The 23,435-nt window shown below is 69.5% G+C and carries 21 protein-coding genes and 3 pseudogenes; 11 read left to right on the top strand and 13 right to left on the bottom strand.

Going from position 1 to position 23,435, the window contains the following annotated elements; all coding sequences use genetic code 11:
* Positions 1–66 precede the first annotated feature (66 nt).
* From IPG68_02785 to IPG68_02775, 3 genes are read right to left on the bottom strand one after another with little or no spacing between them, the layout of a single operon-like run.
* The gene (locus tag IPG68_02785) at positions 67–771 is read right to left on the bottom strand and encodes a hypothetical protein (GenBank protein MBK6762258.1); all 705 of its coding nucleotides are present in this window, start codon (positions 769–771) and stop codon (positions 67–69) included.
* A gap of 60 nt (positions 772–831) precedes the next feature.
* Positions 832–1,494: a TetR/AcrR family transcriptional regulator C-terminal domain-containing protein gene (locus IPG68_02780; GenBank protein MBK6762257.1), complete on the bottom strand. Its 663-nt coding sequence runs from the start codon at positions 1,492–1,494 to the stop codon at positions 832–834.
* A 17-nt stretch (positions 1,495–1,511) separates the two neighbouring features.
* Positions 1,512–2,207 (bottom strand): TetR/AcrR family transcriptional regulator C-terminal domain-containing protein, encoded by a 696-nt coding sequence (locus IPG68_02775; protein MBK6762256.1) that lies wholly within the window; start codon positions 2,205–2,207, stop codon positions 1,512–1,514.
* On the opposite strand from IPG68_02775, the gene IPG68_02770 reads away from it, so the two are divergent.
* Positions 2,206–2,643, top strand: a complete 438-nt coding sequence (locus IPG68_02770; protein MBK6762255.1) for a hypothetical protein — start codon at positions 2,206–2,208, stop codon at positions 2,641–2,643. The genes IPG68_02775 and IPG68_02770 overlap by 2 nt on opposite strands.
* A 12-nt stretch (positions 2,644–2,655) precedes the next feature.
* On the opposite strand, the gene IPG68_02765 is transcribed toward IPG68_02770, so the two are convergent.
* Positions 2,656–3,156 (bottom strand): isoprenylcysteine carboxylmethyltransferase family protein, encoded by a 501-nt coding sequence (locus tag IPG68_02765; GenBank protein ID MBK6762254.1) that lies wholly within the window; start codon positions 3,154–3,156, stop codon positions 2,656–2,658.
* 469 nt (positions 3,157–3,625) lie between these two features.
* On the opposite strand from IPG68_02765, the pseudogene IPG68_02760 reads away from it, so the two are divergent.
* Positions 3,626–6,675, top strand: a pseudogene (locus IPG68_02760) (DUF3427 domain-containing protein).
* Here the strand turns inward: IPG68_02760 and IPG68_02755 are convergent.
* From IPG68_02755 to IPG68_02730, 6 genes and pseudogenes are all read right to left on the bottom strand, one after another.
* Positions 6,676–7,632, bottom strand: coding sequence for an ADP-ribosylglycohydrolase family protein (locus IPG68_02755; protein ID MBK6762253.1), 957 nt, complete (start codon positions 7,630–7,632; stop codon positions 6,676–6,678).
* 185 nt (positions 7,633–7,817) lie between these two features.
* Positions 7,818–8,633 carry an ABC transporter permease gene (locus tag IPG68_02750; GenBank protein ID MBK6762252.1) on the bottom strand — a complete coding sequence of 272 codons (816 nt, stop codon included), beginning with the start codon at positions 8,631–8,633 and terminating at the stop codon, positions 7,818–7,820.
* Complete coding sequence (locus IPG68_02745) at positions 8,630–9,559, bottom strand: ABC transporter ATP-binding protein (protein ID MBK6762251.1); 930 nt, start codon at positions 9,557–9,559, stop codon at positions 8,630–8,632. The genes IPG68_02750 and IPG68_02745 overlap by 4 nt, the downstream gene beginning before the upstream one ends.
* Positions 9,560–9,615: 56 nt before the next feature.
* The gene (locus IPG68_02740) at positions 9,616–10,131 is read right to left on the bottom strand and encodes a hypothetical protein (GenBank protein ID MBK6762250.1); all 516 of its coding nucleotides are present in this window, start codon (positions 10,129–10,131) and stop codon (positions 9,616–9,618) included.
* A gap of 36 nt (positions 10,132–10,167) precedes the next feature.
* Positions 10,168–11,354, bottom strand: a pseudogene (locus IPG68_02735) (TIGR04053 family radical SAM/SPASM domain-containing protein).
* Between the two features lie 63 nt (positions 11,355–11,417).
* Positions 11,418–12,071, bottom strand: a complete 654-nt coding sequence (locus IPG68_02730) for a hypothetical protein (protein ID MBK6762249.1) — start codon at positions 12,069–12,071, stop codon at positions 11,418–11,420.
* 64 nt (positions 12,072–12,135) lie between these two features.
* Between IPG68_02730 and IPG68_02725 the strand changes: the two genes are divergently transcribed.
* Genes IPG68_02725 through IPG68_02715 form a run of 3 tightly spaced genes read left to right on the top strand, consistent with a single transcriptional unit; the run spans position 12,136 to position 14,206 of the window.
* The gene (locus tag IPG68_02725) at positions 12,136–13,143 is read left to right on the top strand and encodes an inorganic phosphate transporter (protein ID MBK6762248.1); all 1,008 of its coding nucleotides are present in this window, start codon (positions 12,136–12,138) and stop codon (positions 13,141–13,143) included.
* Positions 13,140–13,748: a DUF47 family protein gene (locus tag IPG68_02720; protein ID MBK6762247.1), complete on the top strand. Its 609-nt coding sequence runs from the start codon at positions 13,140–13,142 to the stop codon at positions 13,746–13,748. The genes IPG68_02725 and IPG68_02720 overlap by 4 nt, the downstream gene beginning before the upstream one ends.
* A 2-nt stretch (positions 13,749–13,750) precedes the next feature.
* Positions 13,751–14,206 carry an NAD(P)H-dependent oxidoreductase gene (locus IPG68_02715; protein MBK6762246.1) on the top strand — a complete coding sequence of 152 codons (456 nt, stop codon included), beginning with the start codon at positions 13,751–13,753 and terminating at the stop codon, positions 14,204–14,206.
* 92 nt (positions 14,207–14,298) lie between these two features.
* Here the strand turns inward: IPG68_02715 and IPG68_02710 are convergent, their stop codons facing one another.
* Both IPG68_02710 and IPG68_02705 read right to left on the bottom strand, forming a co-directional pair.
* Positions 14,299–15,333, bottom strand: coding sequence for a MaoC family dehydratase (locus IPG68_02710; GenBank protein MBK6762245.1), 1,035 nt, complete (start codon positions 15,331–15,333; stop codon positions 14,299–14,301).
* 71 nt (positions 15,334–15,404) lie between these two features.
* Complete coding sequence (locus IPG68_02705; GenBank protein MBK6762244.1) at positions 15,405–15,878, bottom strand: YbaK/EbsC family protein; 474 nt, start codon at positions 15,876–15,878, stop codon at positions 15,405–15,407.
* A gap of 144 nt (positions 15,879–16,022) precedes the next feature.
* Between IPG68_02705 and IPG68_02700 the strand changes: the two genes are divergently transcribed.
* The 3 genes from IPG68_02700 (at position 16,023) to IPG68_02690 (ending at position 18,924) form a co-directional block, all read left to right on the top strand.
* On the top strand, positions 16,023–17,369 hold the full coding sequence (locus IPG68_02700; protein MBK6762243.1) for an FAD-binding oxidoreductase: 1,347 nt from the start codon (positions 16,023–16,025) through the stop codon (positions 17,367–17,369).
* A gap of 120 nt (positions 17,370–17,489) precedes the next feature.
* Positions 17,490–17,921 (top strand): hypothetical protein, encoded by a 432-nt coding sequence (locus IPG68_02695; GenBank protein MBK6762242.1) that lies wholly within the window; start codon positions 17,490–17,492, stop codon positions 17,919–17,921.
* Between the two features lie 67 nt (positions 17,922–17,988).
* Positions 17,989–18,924, top strand: coding sequence for a M20/M25/M40 family metallo-hydrolase (locus IPG68_02690; protein ID MBK6762241.1), 936 nt, complete (start codon positions 17,989–17,991; stop codon positions 18,922–18,924).
* A 13-nt stretch (positions 18,925–18,937) separates the two neighbouring features.
* Here the strand turns inward: IPG68_02690 and IPG68_02685 are convergent, their stop codons facing one another.
* Complete coding sequence (locus IPG68_02685) at positions 18,938–20,104, bottom strand: acetyl-CoA C-acyltransferase (GenBank protein MBK6762240.1); 1,167 nt, start codon at positions 20,102–20,104, stop codon at positions 18,938–18,940.
* A 32-nt stretch (positions 20,105–20,136) separates the two neighbouring features.
* Between IPG68_02685 and IPG68_02680 the strand changes: the two are divergent.
* The 3 genes and pseudogenes from IPG68_02680 (at position 20,137) to IPG68_02670 (ending at position 23,433) form a co-directional block, all read left to right on the top strand.
* A pseudogene (locus tag IPG68_02680) lies at positions 20,137–21,334 on the top strand (thiolase domain-containing protein).
* Between the two features lie 63 nt (positions 21,335–21,397).
* Positions 21,398–21,736, top strand: a complete 339-nt coding sequence (locus tag IPG68_02675) for a winged helix-turn-helix transcriptional regulator (protein MBK6762239.1) — start codon at positions 21,398–21,400, stop codon at positions 21,734–21,736.
* Positions 21,737–21,816: 80 nt separating this feature from the next.
* Positions 21,817–23,433 carry a SulP family inorganic anion transporter gene (locus IPG68_02670; protein ID MBK6762238.1) on the top strand — a complete coding sequence of 539 codons (1,617 nt, stop codon included), beginning with the start codon at positions 21,817–21,819 and terminating at the stop codon, positions 23,431–23,433.
* Positions 23,434–23,435: the final 2 nt, after the last annotated feature.

The following is a 23,435-nucleotide window of genomic DNA, read 5'->3' as shown; positions in this document are numbered from 1 at the left end:
GCCGGACCCCGGTGAGCGTCACGCCGAGGTGATGCTCACCGGGGTCCGCGAGGATGGTGGCTGGGGTCAGTTGGCTGCGCCGACCAGCGACGCGGAGTGCGCCTGTGGGCTGGTCCCGGAACGCTCCCGCAGCAGGGTCATGCCGAGTCCCGCGAACCACACGATGACCAGCAGTCCGAAGCCGACCGCCACGCCAGCCAGACCCGGCACCGTGGAGACGATCCCTGCAGCGCCGACGACCAGGCCCAGCCAGGTCAGCCAGGTGGGCAGTTGGTGTCCACGCAGTGCGACCAGACTCACCAGCAGCACCCAGGTCCCACCGAGAACCTCGCCGCCGGCGCCGCCGAGACCGAGCGCGACCGGTTCGATGGCCTGCCAGGCGGTGACGGCCGCTGCCGGGTCGGTGGCGTGCAGATCGACCACTGAGGCCATGCCGACGATGTAGACCACGCCACTGGCGATGAGCATGCCTGCCCAGATCAGACCGATCGCCGCGCCAACGCGAGCGGCCGCGTGGGACGTCGCCGCCAGCTTCGTCTGCAGCCCCAGCGCGAGGACGGACAGCGCGAGACCGAACCCGACGTACGCGATGAGGTACATGACGTAGATGCCGAACTGGTTCTTCAGCAGCAGGTCGACCTTGGCCACAGGATCTGTCACCGACGGGTAGTCGGTGCCGACGAGGAAGTAGATCATCGCGGCCACCAGCGCTGCAGCCAGATAGAGAGCAGCGAAGCCGGTGGAGCGTGATGCGGATTTGTGAGTGATCATTTCGCACCTCCAAGCGGTATTGCCTTACGCCGTAAGTATGACACTTACGGCGTAAGTACGTCAACCCGTCTGGGATCGTCGCAGCTCGATGGCGTCCAGGATCATCGTCAGTCCCACGTCGAAGTCCGAACTCGCGTCATATGAGGGGGCCATCACCAGTTCCGCCATGGCCACCAGGTGCGGGTACTCGCCGTCAGGCAGCCCGGCGACGAAGTCCTCGGCGGCCTGGGCCGCATGCTCGGGTGCGGCCGGTGCCGCCACCTCCTGCAACGCGAAGCCGTAGATGTAACTGTCGAGCGTGAGGAAGGCGTGATAGGCCATCTGGATCGGGAAGCCTGCGTCGACCAGGACCCCCACCACCCCGTTGAGGTAGTGCAGCCGGGCGGGCCCGGGGTTGGACCGGGACTCCAGCACAGTGCCGGCCCATCGGTGGCGCACAAGGACGTCGTGGGCCGAGGTGGCGCTGCGCTGCAGCGCTGTGCGCCAGTGGTCACCGGGCGTCGGGACGGCGAAGTCGGCGGACACGAGGTCGGCCATGCCGTCAAGCAGGTCGTCCTTGTTGGCCACGTGGTTGTACAGCGACATGGCCTCCACCTGGAGGCGTTGCCCCAGCCGTCGCATCGACAGTCCGGAGAGGCCGTCCTCGTCGGCCAGCCTCACGGCTTCGTGCAGTATGCGGGTGCGGGTGAGCGGGAGGCGGTCCGCCTGGTCGCCGTCGGCCATCTGCGTACTCCTTCGACTTATGGCGTAAGTCTAGACCGCCGTCGGGGGAGTTCGAGTGCCGCGAGGATGCGTTCCAGGCCGTAGTCGAATTCAGCATCCACGCTGAACTCCGATGCCCGCGCCCGTACCAGCAACGCCTCCAGATTCGGGTGGTCCTCCCCGGCCGGCAGCTGGGCCGCCGATTGCGCCGCGAGACTGGCCTCCTGGATGACGTGTCCGTACACGAAACTGTCGAGCATCCAGATGGCGTGGGCGGCGTCGTCGATGGCGAACCCGCCCGAGCGCAGGACGCCGAGCATCACGTCCAGGGAGCGCATGGTTGCCGGACCCATCGAGCCGCGTGCCTCGAGCAGGCCTATCGCCCACGAGTGGCTGGCGAAGACCGCCCGCGCCGAGACTGCACGCCGGCGCATGGCGTCCTTCCAGTCGGTCGCGTCGCTGGGTGTCTCGATCTCACCGCCGATGAGCTCGACGACCCCGTCGAGAATGGCGTCCTTGTTGGCCACGTGCTTGTACAGCGACATCGCCTCGACGCCGAGTTCGGTGCCCAGGCGTCGCATTGTGAGGGCGCCGAGCCCTTCGCGATCGGCCACGTCCACCGCGGCGCGCAAGATCCGCTCCCGGGTCAGAGGCTTGCGCGATCCGGTATCCACATGGACAAGCTTACTAAGTAGGAGTAGGATTACTAAGTAAGCCAGAAGGAGAGTCACCATGTCCACCCAGATCAAGACCCCACCGAGTGCCGTTGCCGCACCAGCTGCCGTGAGCGTCCGGCTCAAGATCTCCGCACTGTGGACGTCCATGCTGTTCGTGTTCGTCTACGTCGACCTCTTCAGCCTGTACCGCGCCGATGTCCGCGCCGACATCGAAGCAGGCCGGCTGAGCGGCTTCGCGATCAACCAGCCGTTCCTGCTGGCCACCACCGCATACATCGTGCTGCCCGCCCTGATGGTGTACCTCAGCCTCGCCCTGCCGGCACGCATCTCGCGCATGACCAACCTCGTGCTGGCCGTCGGCTACGCTCTGACGATCGTGGGCAGCGCAGTCGGCGAGGCGAACCACTACTACCTGCTGGGCAGCGCCGTCGAGGTGGCCCTGCTGGTCGGTGTCGCTGTGCACGCCTGGACCTGGCACGTCGCGCGGTCGTGACGTGGCGCCACCTCACCCCCGGTCCCAGGCCGTCGGGCGGGGGAACCAGGCCGGCACGTTGGCGGCGTAGACGTCGTAGTCCTTACCGAAACGTCGGCGCAGGCCTGGCTCCTCCGACAAGCGGATGTAGACGACGTTCACGAGGACGAACCCGCCGAACCAGAGGAGCAGCGCAGTACTGCCGAACAGCAGTGATTCCCCGAGCAGCACCGCGAACACTCCCGTGATCATCGGGTTGCGGACGTACCGGTAGGGCCCCGCCACCACGAGCCGGACGGTGTGGTCCCAGGGCGCGAGGGTCCCGCCGCCCGAGCGCGCCAACAACCGGACCGTTGTCACGATCAGCGTGAGACCGGCGAGGATCAGGGCCAGGCCCAGCAGTCGCCAGATCCACGAGGTCGACCCGGATGCGGGACCGAGCAGTAACAGGCAGAGCGGCACCAGCACCGTGACCACGAAGGGCAATTGCAGGATCGCCCGGACATGACGCCACGGGGAGGGGTGATGGGTCATCGCGGTTCCATCCTGGCATCCCCCCGGGGGCGCCCGGGCCCGCGCCCGGGCGCGGCCTCGGCGCCGCCGCGCCGCCGCACCCCCCCCCTCCCGGGGGGCCCCCCGCCCCCAGCCGGGGCGGGGCCCGGGGGGCCCCCCCCGGGGGCTTCGGGCCGCCCCTGTTCCCCTCCCCCCCCGGGACCCGGCCCCGGCTCCGCCCCCCGCGTCCCCGGGACGGCGGCGGTGCGTGTTGCCCCGTCTGGCGCCGGCCTTGGCAGTCGGGGATCGCCGCCGGCGCACGAGGTTGGCTCCGTTCACCGCGTTGGAGGAGACACGCGATGCGGGATTGTCCAACCTAGTGGCCGTTCTCCAACCTCGCAGTGGAACGCGCCTCGGCAGCCCGCGCTGGGGCGTCTCCACGTGGACGCGTGACCGCGGGTTCTGGGAAGCTTCGGCCCATGGGGGAGCTGCCTGAGGGGTCGACGACTCCTTGGAGACCGCCGGGCTGACGCGGAGGTTGTCGGGCATCGACCTGGAACCCGCCTTCCCACTCATCGATCCCGCTGATGCCCCGGAGGTGCTGGCCCGGCACGTCGCGGATCTGATCCGCCGCTCGCTCGCGGACACCCCGGATGAGCAGTTGCGAGTCCGCATGGTCAACGAGGTTCTGGCGCTGCTGAACGACGACGAGGCGGTCGTGGCGCAGCGGTTGCGGCAGTTGATCGCCTTGACCCGCAGTGGGGATTGGGCGACAGACAGATCGTCCGGCCCATCACGCCGCTGTCGGACGCGGCGCTGCTCACCAATGCCCCCGAGGAACCCACTCTCGGGTCCGAACTGCGGTCGGAACTCGCCAGCGCCGACCGTGTGGATCTGCTCTGCGCGTTCATCAAGTGGCACGGGTTGCGGGTCATCGAGGAGCAGTTGGCCGCGTTGCGTGACCGGGGTGTGCCGCTGCGGGTCATCACCACGACGTACATGGGTGCCACGGAGAGGCGCGCCCTCGACGAACTGGTCCGGCGCTTCGGGGCACAGGTGCGGATCACCTACGAGGAGGCCTCCACCCGCCTGCACGCCAAGGCCTGGCTGTTCGGCCGCCACTCCGGATTTGACACGGCCTTCGTCGGTAGTTCGAATCTGTCGCGGTCGGCGCTGGTGGACGGGCTGGAGTGGAACGTGAGGCTCTCCGGGGTCGCAACCCCGCAGCTGATCCGGAAGTTCGGGGCCACGTTCGACACCTACTGGTCCGACCCGGCTTTCACCGACTACGATCCGGACGCAGACGGTGACCACCTGTCCCAGGCCCTGGCACGCGCCGGGGGCGGCGGGACGGGGCACTCCCGGATCATGCTGTCCGGGCTGGAGGTCCGGCCGTACCCCCACCAGGAGCAGATCCTCGAAGCCCTGGAGACCGAGCGGCGGATCCACGACCGGCACCGCAACCTGGTCGTGGCAGCGACGGGCACCGGCAAGACAGTTGTCGCCGCGCTGGACTACCGCGGGCTCGTCGATGATCCCGGCCGGCGACCCAGCCTGCTGTTCGTCGCCCACCGGAAGGAGATCCTCGAGCAGTCCCTGCACACCTACCGCGAGGTGCTGGCTGATGCCACGTTCGGCGAGCCCTTCGTCGCGGGCCGCCGCCCCGAGCAGTGGCGGCATGTCTTCGCCAGCGTTCAGTCGCTGTCGTCCCTCGGCGTGGAGACCATCCCCCCGGATCACTTCGACGTGGTGGTGGTGGACGAGTTCCACCACGCGGAGGCGGCCACGTACCGGCGGTTGCTGGACCACTTGCGCCCACGCGAGTTGCTCGGCCTGACTGCCACCCCGGAACGCGCCGACGGCGTGGACGTCCGTAGCTTCTTCGACAACCGCACGGCGTACGAGCAGCGCCTGTGGGACGCGCTCTCGGATGATCTGCTGGTTCCGTTCCACTACTTCGGCGTGGCCGATGACGTCGACCTGACGGGCATCGAGTGGAAGCGTGGCGCGTACGACCCCGCCGGCCTCGACCGTGTCTACACCGGCAACGACGCCCGCGCGCTGAAGGTGCTGCGGGAGTTGCGCGACAAGGTCACGGACGTCCACCGGATGCGGGCACTGGGGTTCTGCGTGTCGGTCGCGCACGCGGAGTACATGGCGCGGGTGTTCACCGAGGCCGGCATCCCGGCGCGGGCGGTCTCGGGCAGCACGCGCGAGGATCACCGGGCGGATGCGCTCGACGCGCTGCGCCATGTGCGGGTCAACGCCCTGTTCGCCGCAGATCTGTTCAACGAAGGCCTCGACATCCCCGAGGTCGACACCGTCCTGTTCCTGCGGCCCACGCAGAGCGCGACGGTCTTCCTGCAGCAGTTGGGTCGCGGGTTGCGAAGGTCGCAGGGCAAGGCGGTGCTGACCGCGCTGGACTTCATCGGCCAGCAGCGCCGGGAGTTCCGGTTCGACGTGCGGTACCGGGCGCTGGTCGGGGTCGGGCGCAAGGCTCTGGAACGCCAGATCGAGCAGGGCTTCCCCTTCCTGCCCTCCGGTTCGCAGATGGTCCTCGACCGGGTGGCCCAGGACATCGTCCTGGACAACGTCCGCCAGCAACTGCGGCTCACGACCAAAGGTCTGGTCGCGGAGGTCCGGTCGTACGGCGACCTGCCGCTGGCGCAGTTCCTGCAGGAGTCGGGGCGCGACCTGGTGGACATCTATCGCGGCGGTGGTACGTGGACGGCATTGCGCAGGGGTGCAGGACTGCCGACTCCGGCCGCCGGCCCGGATGAATCAGCCGTGCTCAAGCGGCTGTCGGCACTCATCCACGTCGACGACCCGGCGCGCGCTGGCGTGTACGCAAGGTTGTTGACGCCAGATGCTGAGCGCTACGAGGACCTCAGCCCGTGGGACCAGCGCCTCGCGCGCATGCTGTTCTTCACCCTCTGGCCCGATCGGGGCGGGTTCGCGTCCTATGCGGCGGGCCTGTCGCACCTGCGTGCTCACCCGGCCTTCTGCGCCGAGGCCCGCGAGGTGCTGGATCTCGGCCTGGATCGCGCCCGGCTCAACCCGCTGCCGCTCGGCGAGGGGCTGCAGGACGTGCCCATGTTCAGCCACGCCCGGTACCGCAGGGAGGAGATCCTCGCGGGACTGGACTGGGCCGGGTGGACCCGGTCGGCACGGGGTCATGCCACGGGTGTGGTGTGGGCGGAATCCGCGCGCACGGATGCCCTGCTGGTGAACCTGCGCAAGAGCGAGGCCGACTTCTCGCCGAGCACGATGTACCGGGACTACGCGGTCGCGCCGGACAAGTTCCACTGGGAGTCGCAGAACACGACCCGCGTGGATTCCCCAGCAGGACAGCGCTACCTCAACCACACCGCCGAAGGAACCCATGTCCTGCTGTTCGTCCGCGAGCGCCCCACCGACGAACTCGGCGCCGTGCCGTTCCTGTGCCTGGGGCCGGTCTCGTACGTCGATCACCGCGGTGAGAGGCCGATCGCCATCACTTGGCAGTTGGCCCGGCGCATGCCGGGCGAGGTCTTTCAGCAGGCCTCCGTCGTGGCCCGCTGACTACTGGTCAGTCCCTCCCGCCACGATCCGCAGTCCCACCTCGACCAGGTCGTCGCCGGTCTTGCCAGGCCAGCCGTGCAGGATCTCCCGCCACTGCCGCGGCACCGACGTCGCGCCGTGCTCGGCGCCCACGAGCGCCCCCGCGATGGCCGCGACGGTGTCGGTGTCGTGCCCGCCCAGCACCGCGGCCTCCAGAGTGCCCTGGACGTCGTGCTGGGCGGTGCCCACGACGGCACTCCAGGCGCCCATGAGCGCCTCCACTCCCCACCCGTTGCGCGTGAAGGACTGCGGCGTGCGGCCTTCCGCGTCGTCGATGCGGGAATGCCACAGTCGTGCCCGTGGCCGATCCAGGTGCCGCAAGCCGACCCGCAGGTCCAACTCCCCGGTGCGAACGGCGTGGCGAATCGCCTGACACTGCAGTACGCAGGCCTCGCCGGCTTCCGGGTCGAAGTGGGTGAGGGCGCTGATTTGCATCGCGGCTTCCGTGAGGCGGTCGGAATCGTCGAGATAGGCCAGAGCGACGGGCGCGGTCCGCATGAGTGAGCCGTTGCCGCCGGACCGGCCCTCCCGGTCGTGGTAGCGCGCAGCGGCCTCCCGCAGGTGCGCGGCGGTGGGGGTCCCGCCGGATTCGTGACCGGCCCGCGCCAGCGCTGCGTGGGTCTGGATTCCGATGTCCTTGGCCTCCTGCTGCCACGCGAACCACCCCGCCGTGATCTGGTCCTGTGCATCTTCGGTGCGCAGATCCACGCCCGTCGCCGCCACCCGCGCGATCACCCAGGCCATCGAGGTGTCGTCGGTCCATTCGCCCGGCTCCCAGGCGAACGAACCGCCCCCGATCATGCCGACGGGTGGGCGGATGCTCGTCGGCGGCAGGAACTCGTACCCGGCGCCGAGCGCATCTCCGCAGGCGGACGCGAGCAGGACGCCAACTGCCCGGTCCAGGACCTCGGGGTCCATCGAATCGTTCATCTGCTTCTCCCTGCCGTCGGCTGGTATCCAGCATGCTCCACCGAGCCCCGTCGGGGAGGTTCTGGACGTGATGACGCTTCTGGCGACCGACCGGCGACAGGCCATCCGGCAGCACCTGTGGCAGTCGTGGCGCGGTCGTCCCGGACCACTCGCTGGCCAACAGGCAGCAGCAGCTAGCCGATGTCCCGGCGGAACGTCGTCAGTCGCCCGATGACCGTGAACACGACGGCGTAGGCGAGCAGCACCAGCACTCCCTGCCACGGCTGCAGCAGATCGGCCAGACCGGAACTGACGTAGAGGCTCGAGCCGGCGATGGCCTCCCCGGCGGCGCCCGGCAGGAACTTCGAGATCATCTCCGTGGCGTCGAACTGTGCGAGCAGCAGTCGCAGCAAGGGCTCTACGAACTGGGTGAACGCCAGCAGCACGACGATCGCTGCGACCTGGTTGGTCAACACCGAGCCGAAGCCGACCCCGACCAGCGACCAGATCACAAGGGCGACCACCGACAGGGCGATCGTGCGCTGCATCTGGGCGTCGGAGAGGAAAGTCGGTTCGCCCATCACGGCCAGCGTCGCCGCGCCTCCGATGACCGCACCCAGCACGCCCGCCACCGCCACCGCGATCCCGAACGGCAGCACGGCGGCCAGTTTGCACCCCAGCACCAGGCTGCGCCGCGGTTCGGCCAGCAGCGTCGGGGTGATCGTGTGGTGGCGGAACTCAGTGGTGACGACCATGGCTCCGAGCAGCGCGGGGAAGATGTAGCCCAGCGCCACGGCCAGCGTGTAGACCGACGACGCCGCGGCCTGCGGGTCCAGCACGAGCTCCCCGGGGGAGGCCTCGGTCCCCTCGGCCGCGCGCATTCCGAGCACGAAGGACGCGGCCATGATCGCCGACATGACCACCATGTAGCCGAACATCACGACGGCGTTGATCCACCAGGCCCGGGTGGTGGTGATCTTGCGTAGTTCGGTGCGCAGCGCGGTGATCATCGCCCCACCTCCTGCGCCGCGGGGCTGGTCAACTGGAGGAACAGCGCCTCCAGGCTGGTGCCGGCCGGGGCGAGTTCATGCAGTTCCAGTCCCTGCCGGAAGGCAGCCACTCCGACGTCCACCGGATGGTGGTCCTGGACGACGGCGATGTTGGGGGTGTCGAAATCGGCGTCCCACCCGTTATCCGCGACCACGCGCGCCAGCCCGTCGGCATCCGGCGAGACGATCCGCGCCGCCGGCCGGGCCATGGCCGCGAGCTGCGCCAGCGATGAGGCGTGCACGAGCCGGCCCCTGGCGATGATCACGACGTCATCCACGGTCTGCTCGACCTCGGACAGAACGTGTGAGGAGACCAGCACGGTGCGACCCTGGCCGGCCAGGTATCGCAGGAACTGCCGCAACCACGCGATGCCCTCGGGGTCCAGTCCGTTCGCTGGTTCGTCGAGCAGTAGGACCTGGGGGTCGCCGAGCAGGGTCGTGGCCAGGGCGAGTCGCTGGCGCATCCCGGTGGAGAACCCACCCACCCGTCGTTCGGCGGCGTCGTCGAGCCCGACGGTCGCCAGGACCTCATCGCACGGGGCGTCGGGCACGCCGACTTCCGGTGCGTAGACCCGCAGGTGGTCGCGGGCGGTACGCCCGGGGTGGAAACTGGCCGCCTCCAGTGCCGCACCGACGTGCTGGGCCGGGCGGGGACGCTGACCGTAGGTGATGCCACCGATGGTGACCGAGCCGGCATCCGGGGTCGCCAAGCCGAGGATCATGCGAAGCGTGGTGGTCTTCCCGGCGCCGTTCGGGCCGAGGAAGCCGGTCACCCGGCCAGGTGTGACGGCGAAACTCAAGTCGTCCACCGCCGTGACCTGGCCGAATCGCTTCGTCACACCGGTGACAGCGACCACCCCGTCGTCGGGGTCGAACTGCGGGCTCATGACACCATTCTCGGGCACTGGGGTGGCCGGCTGGGCGGCGGTTCAGCCCCGTGCGATCAAGGGGCTGGTGGACACCGGGTCGACGACGGGTTGCTGGCCGGTGATGGGGATGACGTGGAACGGCCGCACCTTGACTCGGGCGGACCTGGTTCCGAAACACCGCACGGGCACACTGACCGCGGTCGTCCGCGCGTCCTCATCGACCTGGTAGCGCCAGCCGTCACAGGGAGTTTGCAGGATTGGCCGTCCGGGCAGTTCCGTAAGCCCTTGCGGGTGTACAACTGGGACCGGCGGCCGGTGTTGTTGGGCACGATGACGAACGAGCGGCCATTGCCGAAGGTCACCAGACCGCCGGTAGCCGCCCGCTTGTGGCCCCACTCCCAGCGCCAGTCGCGGTGCGTCACGCTGACGGTCAGGCGCTTGGCGGAGTAGGTGACGTGCGCCTCGACGATGTCGGAGATCTCCGGGCCGACGATGATGTCGCCGACGTCATCCGGGATCGTGACCGTGGCCCCGCTCGCGGCCGGTGCGGTGACAATGAGCAGGACGACCGCCGCAAGCACTGCGCGCATGGTGCACCTCCTCAGGCCGGACTATCCAGGGTAGCCTCAGCCCGCGATCAGCGCCCGCACCCGCTCACCGAACCCGAACGTGCCGGGTTCGTAACCGCACAGCGGGTCGTCCTCCAGCACGTCGGCGGTCGCGCCGTAGGCCCGGGGCCGCGAACCCCCGCACACGGTCCGGAACTCGCATCGCCCACACCGTCCGGTGGGCCGGTCGGTGTCGCGCAGCATCGTGAAGAGGTCCGAGTCGCGGTAGATCTCGGCCAGCGGGCGGGCGTGCACGTCGCCGGCCGAGCGTGGCAGGAAGCCGCTGGGGAACACCTCGCCGGTGTGTGAGACGAACACGAATCCGCGGGCGGCGTTGATCGGCAGCGGCGGCCGTCGCAGCTGGTGACCATCCGGCTGCAGGCCGAGGTCGGTCAGTTGCGCGGTGAGGGCCCGGTAGTCCGGCCCGAGCCGCATAGCGGTGGCGGGATCGAGCCCCTGCTCCTCGCAGATCGTGCGCTGGATGCACACCCGGCGGAAGGCCGGGGCCTCGGTCGTCTTCAGCGACACGACCTTGTCCGCCTCGTAACAGAAGTTCAGGACGTCCTCCGCCTGCTGTGTGGTGAACTGCTGCAGCGCCGACCCCGCCCGGTCGGTACCAGGAAGAACATGCTCCACGTCATGACCCCCCGGCGCTTGATGGTGTCGAGGATGGCGGGCAGTTCGTGCAGGTTCGTCCGCGTGGCCGTGGTGTTGATCTGCACCTTCATGCCCAGTTCCTGCGCGTCCTGCCAGCCGCGCAGCGTCAGATCGAAACTTCCGGGGACACCGCGGAACGCATCGTGGGTCGCGGCGGTGGCGCCGTCCACGCTTAGGGAGATGGCGTGCGCACCCGCGTCACGCAGTCGCGCGAGGTTGTCCCGGTTGAGCGCCGGCGTGCCGGATGGCGACACCGCGACGGGCAGCCCGATGGCAGCGCCATGCGCGACGAGTTCGAACAGGTCCGGGCGCATGAACGGGTCACCGCCGGTGATCACGAAGAAGGGTGGGGGCGACCCGAACTCGAGGACCTGGTCCATCAGTGCGCAGGCCTGCGCCGTTGTCAGTTCGCGGCTGTCCCGGTGCGGCACCGAGGTGGCCCGGCAGTGTTTGCAGGCCAGGGCGCACGCCTGTGTGGCCTCCCAGATGACGATGAAGGGCCGTTGGCTCAGGTCGATGCGGGTCCGGCGCAGTGCTCGTGCCGTCATGCGGACTCCCTCCCACGAGGGAATTTACTACGCAGAAACTGTGGCAAATGCTGAAGGTTCGCCTTACCCCAGCGCCTTGGCCATGATGCCGTTGAAGTCTGCGAAGCCCAGCCGCCCCCAGTGACGGGTGAGCCGTTCCGATGCTTCCTGGCGTTCGGCCAGATCCGTCAGCCCGGGTTGCATGGGATACAGGGCGGCCACGTCGGCACACCGTCCCAGCTCACGCAGAACAATCTCGATGGCTACCAGGCCGTATCCGGCTCCCCGCCATTCCGGCACAACCTCCACGTGCTCCACGATGACCGCCCGCTGGTGCACCACTGGGAAGGCGGCGCGCAGTTCGGCCTGGTCGAATTTCTCGCCGAGCAGTGCCTCGCCGACCATTGCGAGGTCCTGTCCGTTCCCCGTCAGACACTCCCAGCAGTCGGGTGCACTGAGGTCGACGGTGGTGAAGCGGCCTTCCCCCACGCTGGCGACCAGCCCGTCGGGCATGACGTTGCCCACCTCGGGCACGTAGTTGCGCACGTCGACGCCGGTGCGTTCCGACAATTCCGCGAGATCCACATCGGGCCCGTCGTCGGGCGACCACCGCACCGCGAGGGAGGCGCGATAGGGCTGAACCGGCGTCGGCATTTGCCTGAGGTCGGTCTGCAGCGTGACGAACAACGTAGGTCGCATCTGCATCGCCAGCGACAACTCTTCGGACTCGTCCGGCACCTTTCCAGTGTGCCTCCCAGGAATGCGCGGGCGCTTGTCCCGGTCCGGGTGCTACACCGGAGGCATGGAGGGGGCGGTATTGCTCGTGATCCTGCTCGGGATTGCCTTCGACGTCTCCAACGGCTTCCACGACTCCTCCAACGCCATCGCCGCGCTGGTCGCGACCCGTGCGGCGCGCCCGGGTCCGGCGGTGGTGCTGGCCTCGGTGTTCACCATCCTCGGGCCGATCCTGGTGGCCACTGCGGTGGCTGACACCGTGGGCGGCCTGCTGGACGTCGATCCGGAACAGACGATGGCTGTCCTCCTCAGCGCTCTGGTCGCCGGTCTCCTGTGGAACATCGCCACCTGGTACCGGGGCCTGCCGTCGTCGTCCTCACACGCCTTGGTCGGTGGCCTGGTGGGCGCTGCCCTGGTCGTTGCCGGACCGTCGGCCGTCGTCTGGGGCGGTTTCAACGGGGTGTTCCCGTACGGCGTGCTGGGGGTGCTCGTCGGGTTGGCGATCTCCCCGCTGCTCGGGGCCGCTGTCGCCTGGGTCGTCGCGGTGGCGGCAACCCGTGCCACCCGGCGGGCATCGCGGCAGGTGCGGACGCCGGTGTTGCGCGGCGAGTGGGTGACGGCGGCCACGCTCTCCTTCGCCCACGGGGCCAACGATGCCCAGAAGACCATGGGTCTGCTCACCCTCGCGCTGGTCGCCGGTGGGGTGATCCCGGAGTTTGTCGTCCCGCTGTGGGTCAAGATCGTCTGCGGGCTGGCGCTGACCGTCGGGACGGCTTTGGGTGGTTGGCGCATCGTGCGCACCATCGGCCGGCGGATCTACCGGCTGCGCCCGCTCGACGGCCTGGTGAGTTCGGGGTCGAGCTCGGTGATCATCGGGCTGGCATCCGCGGTTGGTGCGCCGGTCAGCACCACCCACGTTGTCTCATCCTCCGTGGTCGGTGTGGGCGCCAGCCAGCGCCGGCGGCATGTGGGCTGGACGGTGGTGCGGGACATCCTGCTGGCGTGGATCGTGACGCTGCCTGGTTGCGCATTGCTGGGTGCACTGGTGTGTGCGCTTGTCAGGATGGTCGTATGAGTAAGCGCTGGTTCCTGCCGGAGACCCCCGACGTGTTGGCCACCTTGCACGAGCAGGCCGATGTGACACGGCGCGGGCTCTCGGCCTTCGTCGCCTGGTCCGCCGGCGATGCCGCGCAGGCCGATGTGTTGCGACAGGCCGAACATGAAGCCGATGATGTCCGCCGCCACTTGGCCCAGCAGTTGCGCAACGCCTTCACCACCCCGGTGGACCAGGAGGATCTGTTCACCTTGTCCGAGCGGCTGGACACGGTCATCAACACGGCGAAGAACGTCGTGCGGGAGGCGGACTTGCTCGGGGTCACGCCCACCCCGATCACGGGTCGGCTGGCCGAGGAGGCCCTGGCCGGGGTGGAGAACCTGGCGGCTGCCTTCGATGTCCTGCTGGACGACCCGGACGCCGCAACCGCGAGGGCGGACGCCGCCACCAAGTGCGGTCGGCACATGGAGAAGCTGTACGCGCGGGGGATCCAGGAGATCGCGTCGCTGCCGGACTTCCACGATGCGCTGCCCATGCGTGAGCACTACCAGCGCTGCCTTCGGATCGGCGAGTGTATCGAGATGGTCGCGGACCGGATCTGGTACGCAGTGGTCAAGGAGGCGTGACCATGGCCGGTCTGCTGATCGTCCACCACACCCCGTCCCCGGCGGTGCAGGAGTTGCTGGAGGCCGCGGTTGCCGGTGCCGGCGTGCCGGAGCTCGACGCGGTCTCGGTGGCCCTCGAACCGGCCCTCTCGGCGACCGCCAGTGACCTGTTGGCTGCGGACGCCGTGCTGCTGCTCACCCCGGCGAACATCGGGTACATGAGCGGGGCGATGAAACACTTCTTCGACACCGTGTACTACCCCTGCCTGGATGCGACCGTCGGTCTGCCCTACGGGGTGGTGGTGCACGGCAACAACGACACCGCAGGTGCGTTGCGGTCTGTGGTCAGGATCGCCGAGGCGATGAAGTGGCGGGCGGCGGTGCCGGCGATCGAAGTGGTGGGGGCACCGGACCGTGCCGCGATCGATGCGGTCCGGGATGCGGCATCGGTGCTGGGCCTCGCGGCGCTGGGCGGGTGACCGCGGCGGAGTTGGGTAACCGCAGGCAACTGGGTTGCACGTGGTTACCCAGACCTCAGGCAACTGGGTTGCACGTGGTTACCCAGAACCCCCTACTGCGGGATCAGGGCCCAGAGGTCGAGGTCGAGCAGCACGTCCGGCGCGTACTTCCCGTCCTCCCCGCGCAGGGTCATCGACTCGTCGCGGTCCTTGGTCGCCACCAGTCGAAGCCGCAGGGCACCCACCCCGGGCGCCGCGGTCTCGGCCTTGTCCAGCACCTCCGACCACGCGTAGACGGTGTCGCCGGCGAACGCGGGCGAGGTGTGGGCCCCGGCGTTGATGGCCGCGATCAGTTGGGCATTGGCCAGGCCGTTGAAGGACAGGGCCCGTGCCATCGAGATGATGTGCCCGCCGTAGATGAGTCGCTGCCCGTCGGGGCGGGCCTGCGTGTTGAAGTGCACCTTCGCGGTGTTCTGCCACAACCGCGTGGCCATCATGTGCTCGGGGTCGGTCAGCGTCACCCCGTCGACGTGGTCGATCTTCTCTCCCACCGCGAAGTCGTCGAAGCGGTGCGGTTCACCGGCCGCGGCGAAGTCGTAGTTGCTGAAGTCCAGCCCTGCGGGGATCACGAGATCCGCCGCGTCGACGACCTTGGCAAGTTCGGGCAGGACGGTTTCCGGGGCGGGTGCGTCGACGTCCCGCTTGTGCACCATCACCCAGCGGGCCCACTCGATGGCCACCTGTCCGCGCTGGTTGGTCGCCACCGACCGCACGTAGACCACGCCGCTCTTGCCGTTGGAGTTCTGCTTGAGCCCGATCACGGTGGACGTCGTGCGCAAGGTGTCGCCCGGGACGACTGGCGTGTGGAATCGGCACTCGGCGTACCCCAGGTTCGCCACGGCGTTCAACGAGACGTCCGGCACCGTCTTGCCGAAGGCGATGTGGAACCCGATGAGTTCTTCGACGGGGTGGGGGTCCAGCCCCACGGCCGCAGCGAACGAGGCTGACGACGGGACCGCGAAGCGTGTGGGGTACAGCGCACCGTACACGGCGCGGTCGCCCTCGGTGACGGTGCGCGGGGTCGCGTGCTCGATCACCTGACCGACGGTGAAGTCCTCGAAGAAGTTGCCGGGGTTCGTCTTGCTCATGGCCCGAAACTATCGCTTGGTGGTGGACCGCCGGACCGGTGGCTCCCACCCGCGGCTGCCGGGGCAGCGAGTTACTCGGGTTGCGTGACGTCGGCCGCCTGGGCGTCGAGGACGGCGATCAAGGCCGCAGAATCCACGGTGAATGCCACCCCGTGCCCGCCCCCGCCGATCGACACCGGCCCGTTGGGGATGGCGGCGTCAGCGATGACCGGTAGCGGGGTGAGTGATCCGAAGGGTGTGATGGTGCCGCGGGCGTAGCCGGTGACCTCGCGGGCGTCGTCGGCGCTGGGCATGGACAGCCGGTTCACCCCGAGCAATGCGCGCAACTTGGGCCAGCTGATCGTGCGCCCGCCCGGGACCAGCACGAACAGGTGATCGGCCTCGCCGCGCCGCACCACGATGGACTTCAGTACCCGGTCCGGTGTCAGACCGCGGGCCTGCGCTGCCTCCTGCAGGCTGGCCACCGGCCCGTGTTCGGTCGTCCGGTGCGCCAACCCGCTGGCCTCGATGGCCGCCCGGGCCCGGTCGGTCGGGGCTGCGGTCATCGTTGCTCCTCAGGGTCCGGTGTGGGCCGGATGTACCCCGGCCCATCGGTCGTCCGGGCCTGTCGGAACCGGCCTCTGGCTCGTATCCTCGTGTGCGTTGTGCGGACCTGTCCAGGGATGCCACACCCCGACCCGGGAGGTGCCATGACGGCGCAGACCCTCGCAGACGACCTGCCCGGCGCGATCCTGCCGGGCGACCCCGACTGGGATGCCGCCCGGACCCCGTGGAACGTCGCGGTGGATCAGCGGCCAGCCGCGGTGACGTATCCGCGTGGCGCAGACGACGTGGTGGCAGCGCTGACGGCTGCCCGCCGCCACGGCCTGCGCGTTGCGGTCCAGGGAACCGGGCACAGTGCAGCAGGCCTCGCAGCCCAGGGCGGGTTGGCAGACACGTTGCTGCTCAACATGTCCAGGATGCGCAGTGTCACGATCGACCCGGCCGCACGCACCGCGCGCGTGGAGGCGGGCGTCGTCTGGGCCGAGGTGACCCAACCCGCCGCCGAGCACGGGCTCGCGGCACTGGCGGGCTCGTCGCCGGACGTGGGAGTGGTGGGATACACCCTCGGTGGCGGTCTGAGTTGGATGGCGCGTGCTCACGGGCTGGCCGCGAACCAGGTGATCGCGGCGGAGGTGGTGACCGCTGACGCGCAGCAACGGGTGGTCGACGCCACCCACGAGCCCGAACTCTTCTGGGCGTTGCGCGGCGGCGGCGGCAACGTCGCTGTGGTGACCGCGCTCGAGTTCGGTCTGCTGGACGTCCCGGACATCTTCGCCGGGGCGATGTTCTGGCCGATAGACCGCGCAGCCGAGGTGCTGTCCGCCTGGCGCACCTGGGTGGACGGCGTACCGGAATCGGTGACATCGGTCGCCCGCGTGCTCAACCTGCCGCCGCTGCCGGAGTTGCCCGAACCGCTGCGCGGCAAGTCGTTCGCGGTTGTCGAAGCCGCCATGCTCGTGGACGACGAATCCGGCGCGGACCTGTTGGCGCCGTTGCGGCAGTTGGGCCCAGCGATCGATACGTTCGCCCGCATCCCGATGCCCGCACTGGCAGGGCTTCACATGGATCCCCCTGGCCCGTCACCGGCGTTGGCAGACGGCCTCTTACTCAACGATCTGGACGGGACCACGATCAACGACTTCGTGCGGGCGGCAGAGAATCCGATGCTGTTGTCCGGGGAGTTCCGGCACCTCGGTGGGGCGCTGCGGGCGGACCGCGCTGAGGGGGGTGCGGTGGCCGCGCTCGACGGCGACTTCTTGTGCTTCGCCGTCGGGATGGTCCCCGTGCCCGAGGCGGCGGCCGGGGTGTCCGCAGCGGTGGGTGGGGCACTGGCGACCCTGCAGGCGGTGGCGGCGCCGCGCTCCTTCACGAACTTCCGCGAGTCACCCACCGATCCGCAGCGGCTGTTCGGCCCTTCCCTCGAACGCCTTCGCGCCGTCCGGGCGCAGCACGATCCCGACGGCATGTTGCGCGCGCATCAACCGCTCGACTGAGTGCGGGCAACGCCGCGGTACCTCTCCGGTAAACGATCGGCAAGCCCGTGCGTTTCGCGCACCGGCTGACCTGTGCGTGCCCTACCCTCGGGGAGGTCATCCGATTGGGAGGAGCAACATATGAAGAAGTCGACGGCCATTGCGGCCGCTCTCACCGTGCCCGTTCTGGGGGCGGCGGCGGTCGCCCCGGCGGCGGCTGCCACCGATCCGTCCGAGGTCGTCATCCCGGCTCTCGACGCGCAGTACGTCGGGCCGCTGAGTTCGGCCGGCAAGATGCCGAAGGTACAGGTTGATGCCCAAGAGGTCTCGCGCGCGTTCGTCAATATGACGACCTACAAGTCGGTCAGCAAGGTCGTGGCCGCCACGGACGGGGAGGCCACCAAGAAGGGCACCATCGTCAAGGCGGAGGGTTTCCGCTGCAAGGCGACCAGTTACGCGTTGGTGAACCCGGGCACGGCCGGGGAGTACGCGAAGGTCAAGTGGAAGTGCACCTTCCAGGCCGCGGACACCCCGACCACCATCACCCTGAAGTACAAGCAGTCCTCGCTGTAGGCGCCACCCGACGGCCCGTCCCAGCAGCACCGGCAGGGGCGGGCCATCGTGGGTCTACCGTTGAGCCATGCTCAAGCCGGTCGTCGCTGTCTGTGCCGCCGTCCCGCTGATCGCCGTCCCTGCTGCGGCCGCGGACGATCCACACCTGGTGGGGGACTTCGCCCACAAGGTTGTTCAGGAACTGAACTCTGCCCAACGTGTGCAGGGCACTCCAGGGGAGCGTGCTGCCGCCGGGAAGATCCGCACCTGGCTGCGCAACGCCGGCTACTCGCCGAAGACCCAGCGGTTCACGTTCACCCGCAAGGGCACGACGTACCGCTCGCAGAACGTCACCGCCACGCTCAAGGGGGCGGGGGAGAAGCCCCCAGTGATCGTCATCGGCGCGCACTACGACAACCGGGTGGAGGGATTCGGAGCCGACGACAACGCATCCGGGGTGGGCGTGATGCTCGAAGTGGCCCGGCGCATGGCCGACCGGAACCTCCCGGTCACGGTGAAGTTCGTGGCCTTCGGCGCCGAGGAGAACCCGGGCGGCCTGGTGGGCTCCAACCGCTACGTCAGGTCCCTGAGCGCGAAGCAGGTGGCGCGGACCCAACTGATGATCAACTACGACTCGTTGATCGTCGGTGACCACATGTACGTGCACGCCGGAGCCAACAAGAAGACCTGGGGCCGCGACCGGATGCTGCGTATCGCCCAGCGCTTCGATCTGCCCTTGCGCACCCAGCCCGGCTGGAACCCCGAGTACCCCGCGGGCCTGACTCCCAACGGCTTCAGCGACTACACCGCGTTCAACAAGGCCCGGATCCCGGTGGTCGCCTTCGAGGCCACCAACTGGGAGATCGACGAGAAGGACGGGTACACCCAGACCGAGGACCACGGGTCGTACTGGCACACCCCGAACGACACCCTCGCGGTGATCGAGCGGGACTACCCCTACCGGCCGGGCGTGCGCTTGTACACGTTCACGAAGGTGACGCTGGAGTTCCTGAAATCCCTGTAGACCTGCGCACGGGCTAGAGCCGCTCGAGGACCACTCCCACACCCAGACCAGCGGCGCCGCTGACCCCGGCCACCCCGTACCGCGCCTGCCGGGACTGCAGTTCGTCCACGCACTGGCCCACCATGATCGTGCCGGTGGCGCCGAAGGCGTGGCCCATCGCCATCGTCCCGCCATTGGGGTTCATCCGGTCCGGCCCGGCGTCGAGGTCCCGGCGGAATCGCAGGCACCGTGCCGCGAACGCCTCGGCGAATTCGAAGACGTCGATGTCCGCCGGTTGCAGGCCGGCGCGGTCGATGGCCGACTGCATGGCCTCCTGCCCGGCCGTCAGCATGAGCACGGGGTCGCAGGTGGCGGTGGCGCTGGACAGGATGCGCGCCTGCGGTGTGATGCCCAACCGGTCGGCCTGCTCCGCGGTCCCCAGCAGCACCAGCGCCGCGCCGTCGGCCATCTGCGGTGAGGTGCCAACCGTGTGCAGGTGGTCGATGGTGTCGTACCGCTTGAGGACAAGGGCGTCGTCGCCGGGGCGGTCAGTGAAGGCCGGCGCGAGGCTCGCGAGTTGTTCGGCAGTCGTGCCGGGCCGCACCAACTCGTCGCGGTCCAGGCTGTTGAGCCGGACGATGCTGGCCTCGAACGCCCCCGACTCCCAGGCCGCCGCCGCCTTCGCGTGGGTCTCCACTGCGTAGGCGTCGAGCTGTTCGCGGGTGAATCCCTCCAGCGTGGCGTTGAGGTCCGCGGCGATCCCCATGTGGACCGACCCGACGGCGTCGACCACAGCGGCATCGGACCACAGCGCGCCACCATCGCTGAAGATCGGCACCCGCGACACGGTTTCCACCCCGCCGGCCACGACCAGGCTGTAGTCACCGGCGCGGATGCGGGCGGCTGCTGTCGCCACTGCATCGATGCCGGACGCGCAGAAGCGGTTGAGCGTCACCCCCGGGGCGGGCCATCCGGACAGCAGGTTCGCGGTGCGGGCCAGGTCGGCCCCCTGCTCACCGATCTGCGAAGCCACCCCGAGGACCACGTCCTGCACGTCGTCGGTGTTGATGCCGGTGCGCTGGACCAGGGCAGCCTGCAGCCCAGTCACCAGGTCCAGTGCCGTGAGGTCGTGCAGTCCGCCCCTGGGGCTGGCTTTGCCGCGGGGGGTGCGCACCCAGTCCAGGATGTAGACGTCGGTCACGGGGCCCAGCGTATGCGCCTACGCTGGGCCGCATGATCGGGATACTCGGCGGGTACCAGACGGACTTCGCGCGCAACTGGACCAAGGAGGGCGCGGACGTCACCGCGATGGTGGCTGAGGTCGTCTCCGGAACCCTGCAGGCGGCCGGGGTGGACGCCGAGGACATCGGGGTCATCCACGTCGGCAACGCGTTCGGGCAGTTGTTCACCGGTCAGGGTCACCTCGGGGCGATGCCGGCGACGGTCGAGCCGCTGCTCGCGGGTATACCGGCGTCCCGGCACGAAGCGGCCTGCGCGTCCGGGGGGATCGCGCTGCTGTCCGCGATGGCCGACCTCGAGGCGGGCCGGTACGAAACGGCGCTGGTGCTCGGGGTGGAACTTGAGCGCAGCGTCCCCGGGGACCAGGCCGCCGACTTCATGGGGGCCGCGTCCTGGGTCGGCCGGGATGCGCAGGGTGCGAAGTACGTGTGGCCGTGGTCGTTCAGTGCGCTGGCCGACGAGTACGAGCGGCGTTACGGCCTGAATGACGCCCATCTGCGGGCGATCGGGGAGTTGAACCTGACCAACGCCCGTCGCAACCCACTCGCGCAGACCCGCACCTGGACGCTGACTCCGGAGTCGTTCGCCGCCGACGACGTGGCGAACCCTCTGGTCGAGGGGCGGTTGCGCCGCCACGACTGCAGCCAGGTCACAGACGGTGCGGCCGGGGTGGTGCTGGTCAGCGAACGGTCCGGGCGCCGTCCGGGGTCTCATCCTCGGCTGGGGGCATCGCACGGTCGGCTTGGGCCTGGACGCCAAACTGGCCGGTGCTGACGAGCTGGTGATGCCCCATGTGGCGGCCACCGTGCGCGATGCGTTCGGCCGCGCTGGGGTTGCCGGGGTGAGCCAGATCGACGGGATCGAGACCCACGACTGCTTCACCCCCAGCGAGTACATGGCCATCGACCACTTCGGGATCACCCCGCCGGGCCGCAGTTGGCAGGCCGTGGAGTCCGGCGCGATCGCCATGGACGGAGTCATTCCGATCAATCCCAGCGGCGGGCTGATCGGGGTGGGGCATCCGGTGGGGGCGACCGGGGTGCGCATGGTGCTGGACGCGCACAAGCAGGTGACAGGCGGCGCTGGGGACTACCAGGTGGCCGGAGCCCGCCGGTTCGCGACGCTCAACATCGGCGGCAGTACCGCGACCACGGTGAGTTTCGTCGTGGGGGCGCCGGAGCTGACCGACTGACCCGACCCCGCCTCCCCGCTGTAGACTTGCAGAGTTGCATAGTTCTGCAAGTCAGGGGTCATCATGCCAGTGCCGCTCTACCAGGCGAAGGCCGAGTTCTTCCGCACGCTGGGCCATCCGGTGCGCATCCGCGTGCTGGAGTTGCTGGCAGAGGGCGACAAGCCCGTCCACGAGTTGCGTGCCGCCGTGGACATCGAAGCGGCCAGTCTCTCCCAACAACTGTCGGTGCTGCGCCTTGCGGGCCTGGTCTCCAAGCGGCATGAGAACCGCGAGGTGATCTACTCGCTGGCGCTACCGGCGGTGGAGCAGTTGCTGGCATCCGCACGGGAGATCCTGCAGACCCGGGCGGGGGGCCCTGGCGGACTCGTCGACGAATTCGCGCGTCAGGTCTCCGGCCAGTGAGCGGGGATGCGCGGGAGGCCACCGCGTGGCTGGGCGGACGCCTCGCGGCGCTGCTCCCGCGAAAGGCGGACTACCGGGCGATGCGGATCGCGCCGCAGCGGGACCTCATCGCCGGGATCACGGTTGGCGTGGTGGCGTTGCCGTTGGCGCTGGCCTTCGGGATCACCTCTGGCCTAGGAGCCGCCGCCGGCCTGATCACCGCGATCATCGCCGGCACCGTGGCGGCAGTCTTCGGGGGTAGCAACGTTCAGGTGTCCGGCCCGACCGGGGCGATGACCGTCGTCCTGGTCCCGATCGTCGCGCAGTTCGGCGCCAACGGCGTGCTCGTCGTGGGCTTGCTGGCGGGCCTGTTGCTGGTCGTCATGGCGCTGGTGGGGCTGGGCCGCTACGTGCGCTTCATCCCGTTGCCGGTGATCGAGGGTTTCACCCTCGGCATCGCGGTGATCATCGCGTTGCAGCAGGTCCCGGCCGCACTGGGGGTCGAGGGGGGCGGCGAGCAGGTGGTCGTGGGGGCCGTTCGGGCCGTGGGGCTGTGGCTGGCATCGCCGCAGTGGGTCTCCGTCCTCATCGCCGGCGGAGTCGCCGGGTTGATGATCGTGGCCGCGCGGCTGCGGATCAAGCCCGCCGTCCCGGTGGCGCTCATCGGGGTCGCCGCCGCCACGGTCGTGGCCCAAGTTGCCGCGCTTGACGTGGCCACCATCGGGGCCCTGCCGTCGACGCTGCCGGCACCCACCGTCCCGGTGTTCGCATGGGCGGATCTGCGCATTCTGGCCGCACCTGCGGTTGCCGTCGCGGCTCTGGCGGCTCTGGAGAGCCTGCTGTCGGCCAGCGTGGCCGACGCGATGAGTGTGTCCCAGCGCCATGACCCCGACCGGGAGTTGTTCGGGCAGGGCCTGGCCAACCTCGCCAGTCCACTGTTCGGGGGGATTCCGGCGACGGCGGCGATCGCCCGCACCGCGGTCAACGTGCGCACCGGCGCCGTCTCGCGCCTCGCGGCCTTGGTCCATTCAGCGGTGCTGCTGGTCGTGGTGCTGGCGCTGGGGACGGTGGTGGGCCTCATCCCGCTGGCCGCGCTGGCCGGCGTGTTGATCGCCACTGCTCTGCGGATGGTCGAGGTGTCCAGTCTGCGTGCGCTGCTGCGGTCCGGTCGCAGCGATGCGCTGGTGCTCGGGGTCACCTTCGTGGCCACGGTCGCCCTCGACCTGGCCACCGCGGTGATCCTCGGGATCGTGGCCGCCGGCGCTATCGCCCTGCGGCAGGTGGCACGCTCGGCGACGCTCACGGAGACCCCGCTGGACGCGGGTTCTGACACGCACACGGCCGAGGAGCGCAGCCTTCTCGACGAGCACATCGTGGCGTTCCGGTTCGAGGGCCCCCTCTTCTTCGGCGGGGCGCACTCGGCGCTGCTGGAACTCGCCGAGGTCAGCGACATCCGCGTGGTCATCCTGCGGCTGTCCCACGTGACGACCCTCGATGCCACGGGGGCGGCGGTGCTGTCGGACACCATCCGCAGCCTGGAGCACCGCGGGATCACGGTGCTGATCTCGGGACTGCCGGACAAGTTCGTGCCACGGCTGACGGCGACCGGCATCCTGGAGCATCTCGCCGGCCAGAACCACGCCTTCGCCCACACCCCGGATGCCATCGCCCACGCCCGCCGTCATGTCGCCCGGGACGGGCACCACCTGGCAGCGTGACC

This window comes from Micrococcales bacterium, assembly GCA_016703125.1.
Lineage (GTDB): Bacteria > Actinomycetota > Actinomycetes > S36-B12 > UBA10799 > JADKAV01.
The sequence above is the reverse complement of the archived record's forward strand: the minus strand, read 5'-3'. Positions and strand labels throughout refer to the sequence as shown.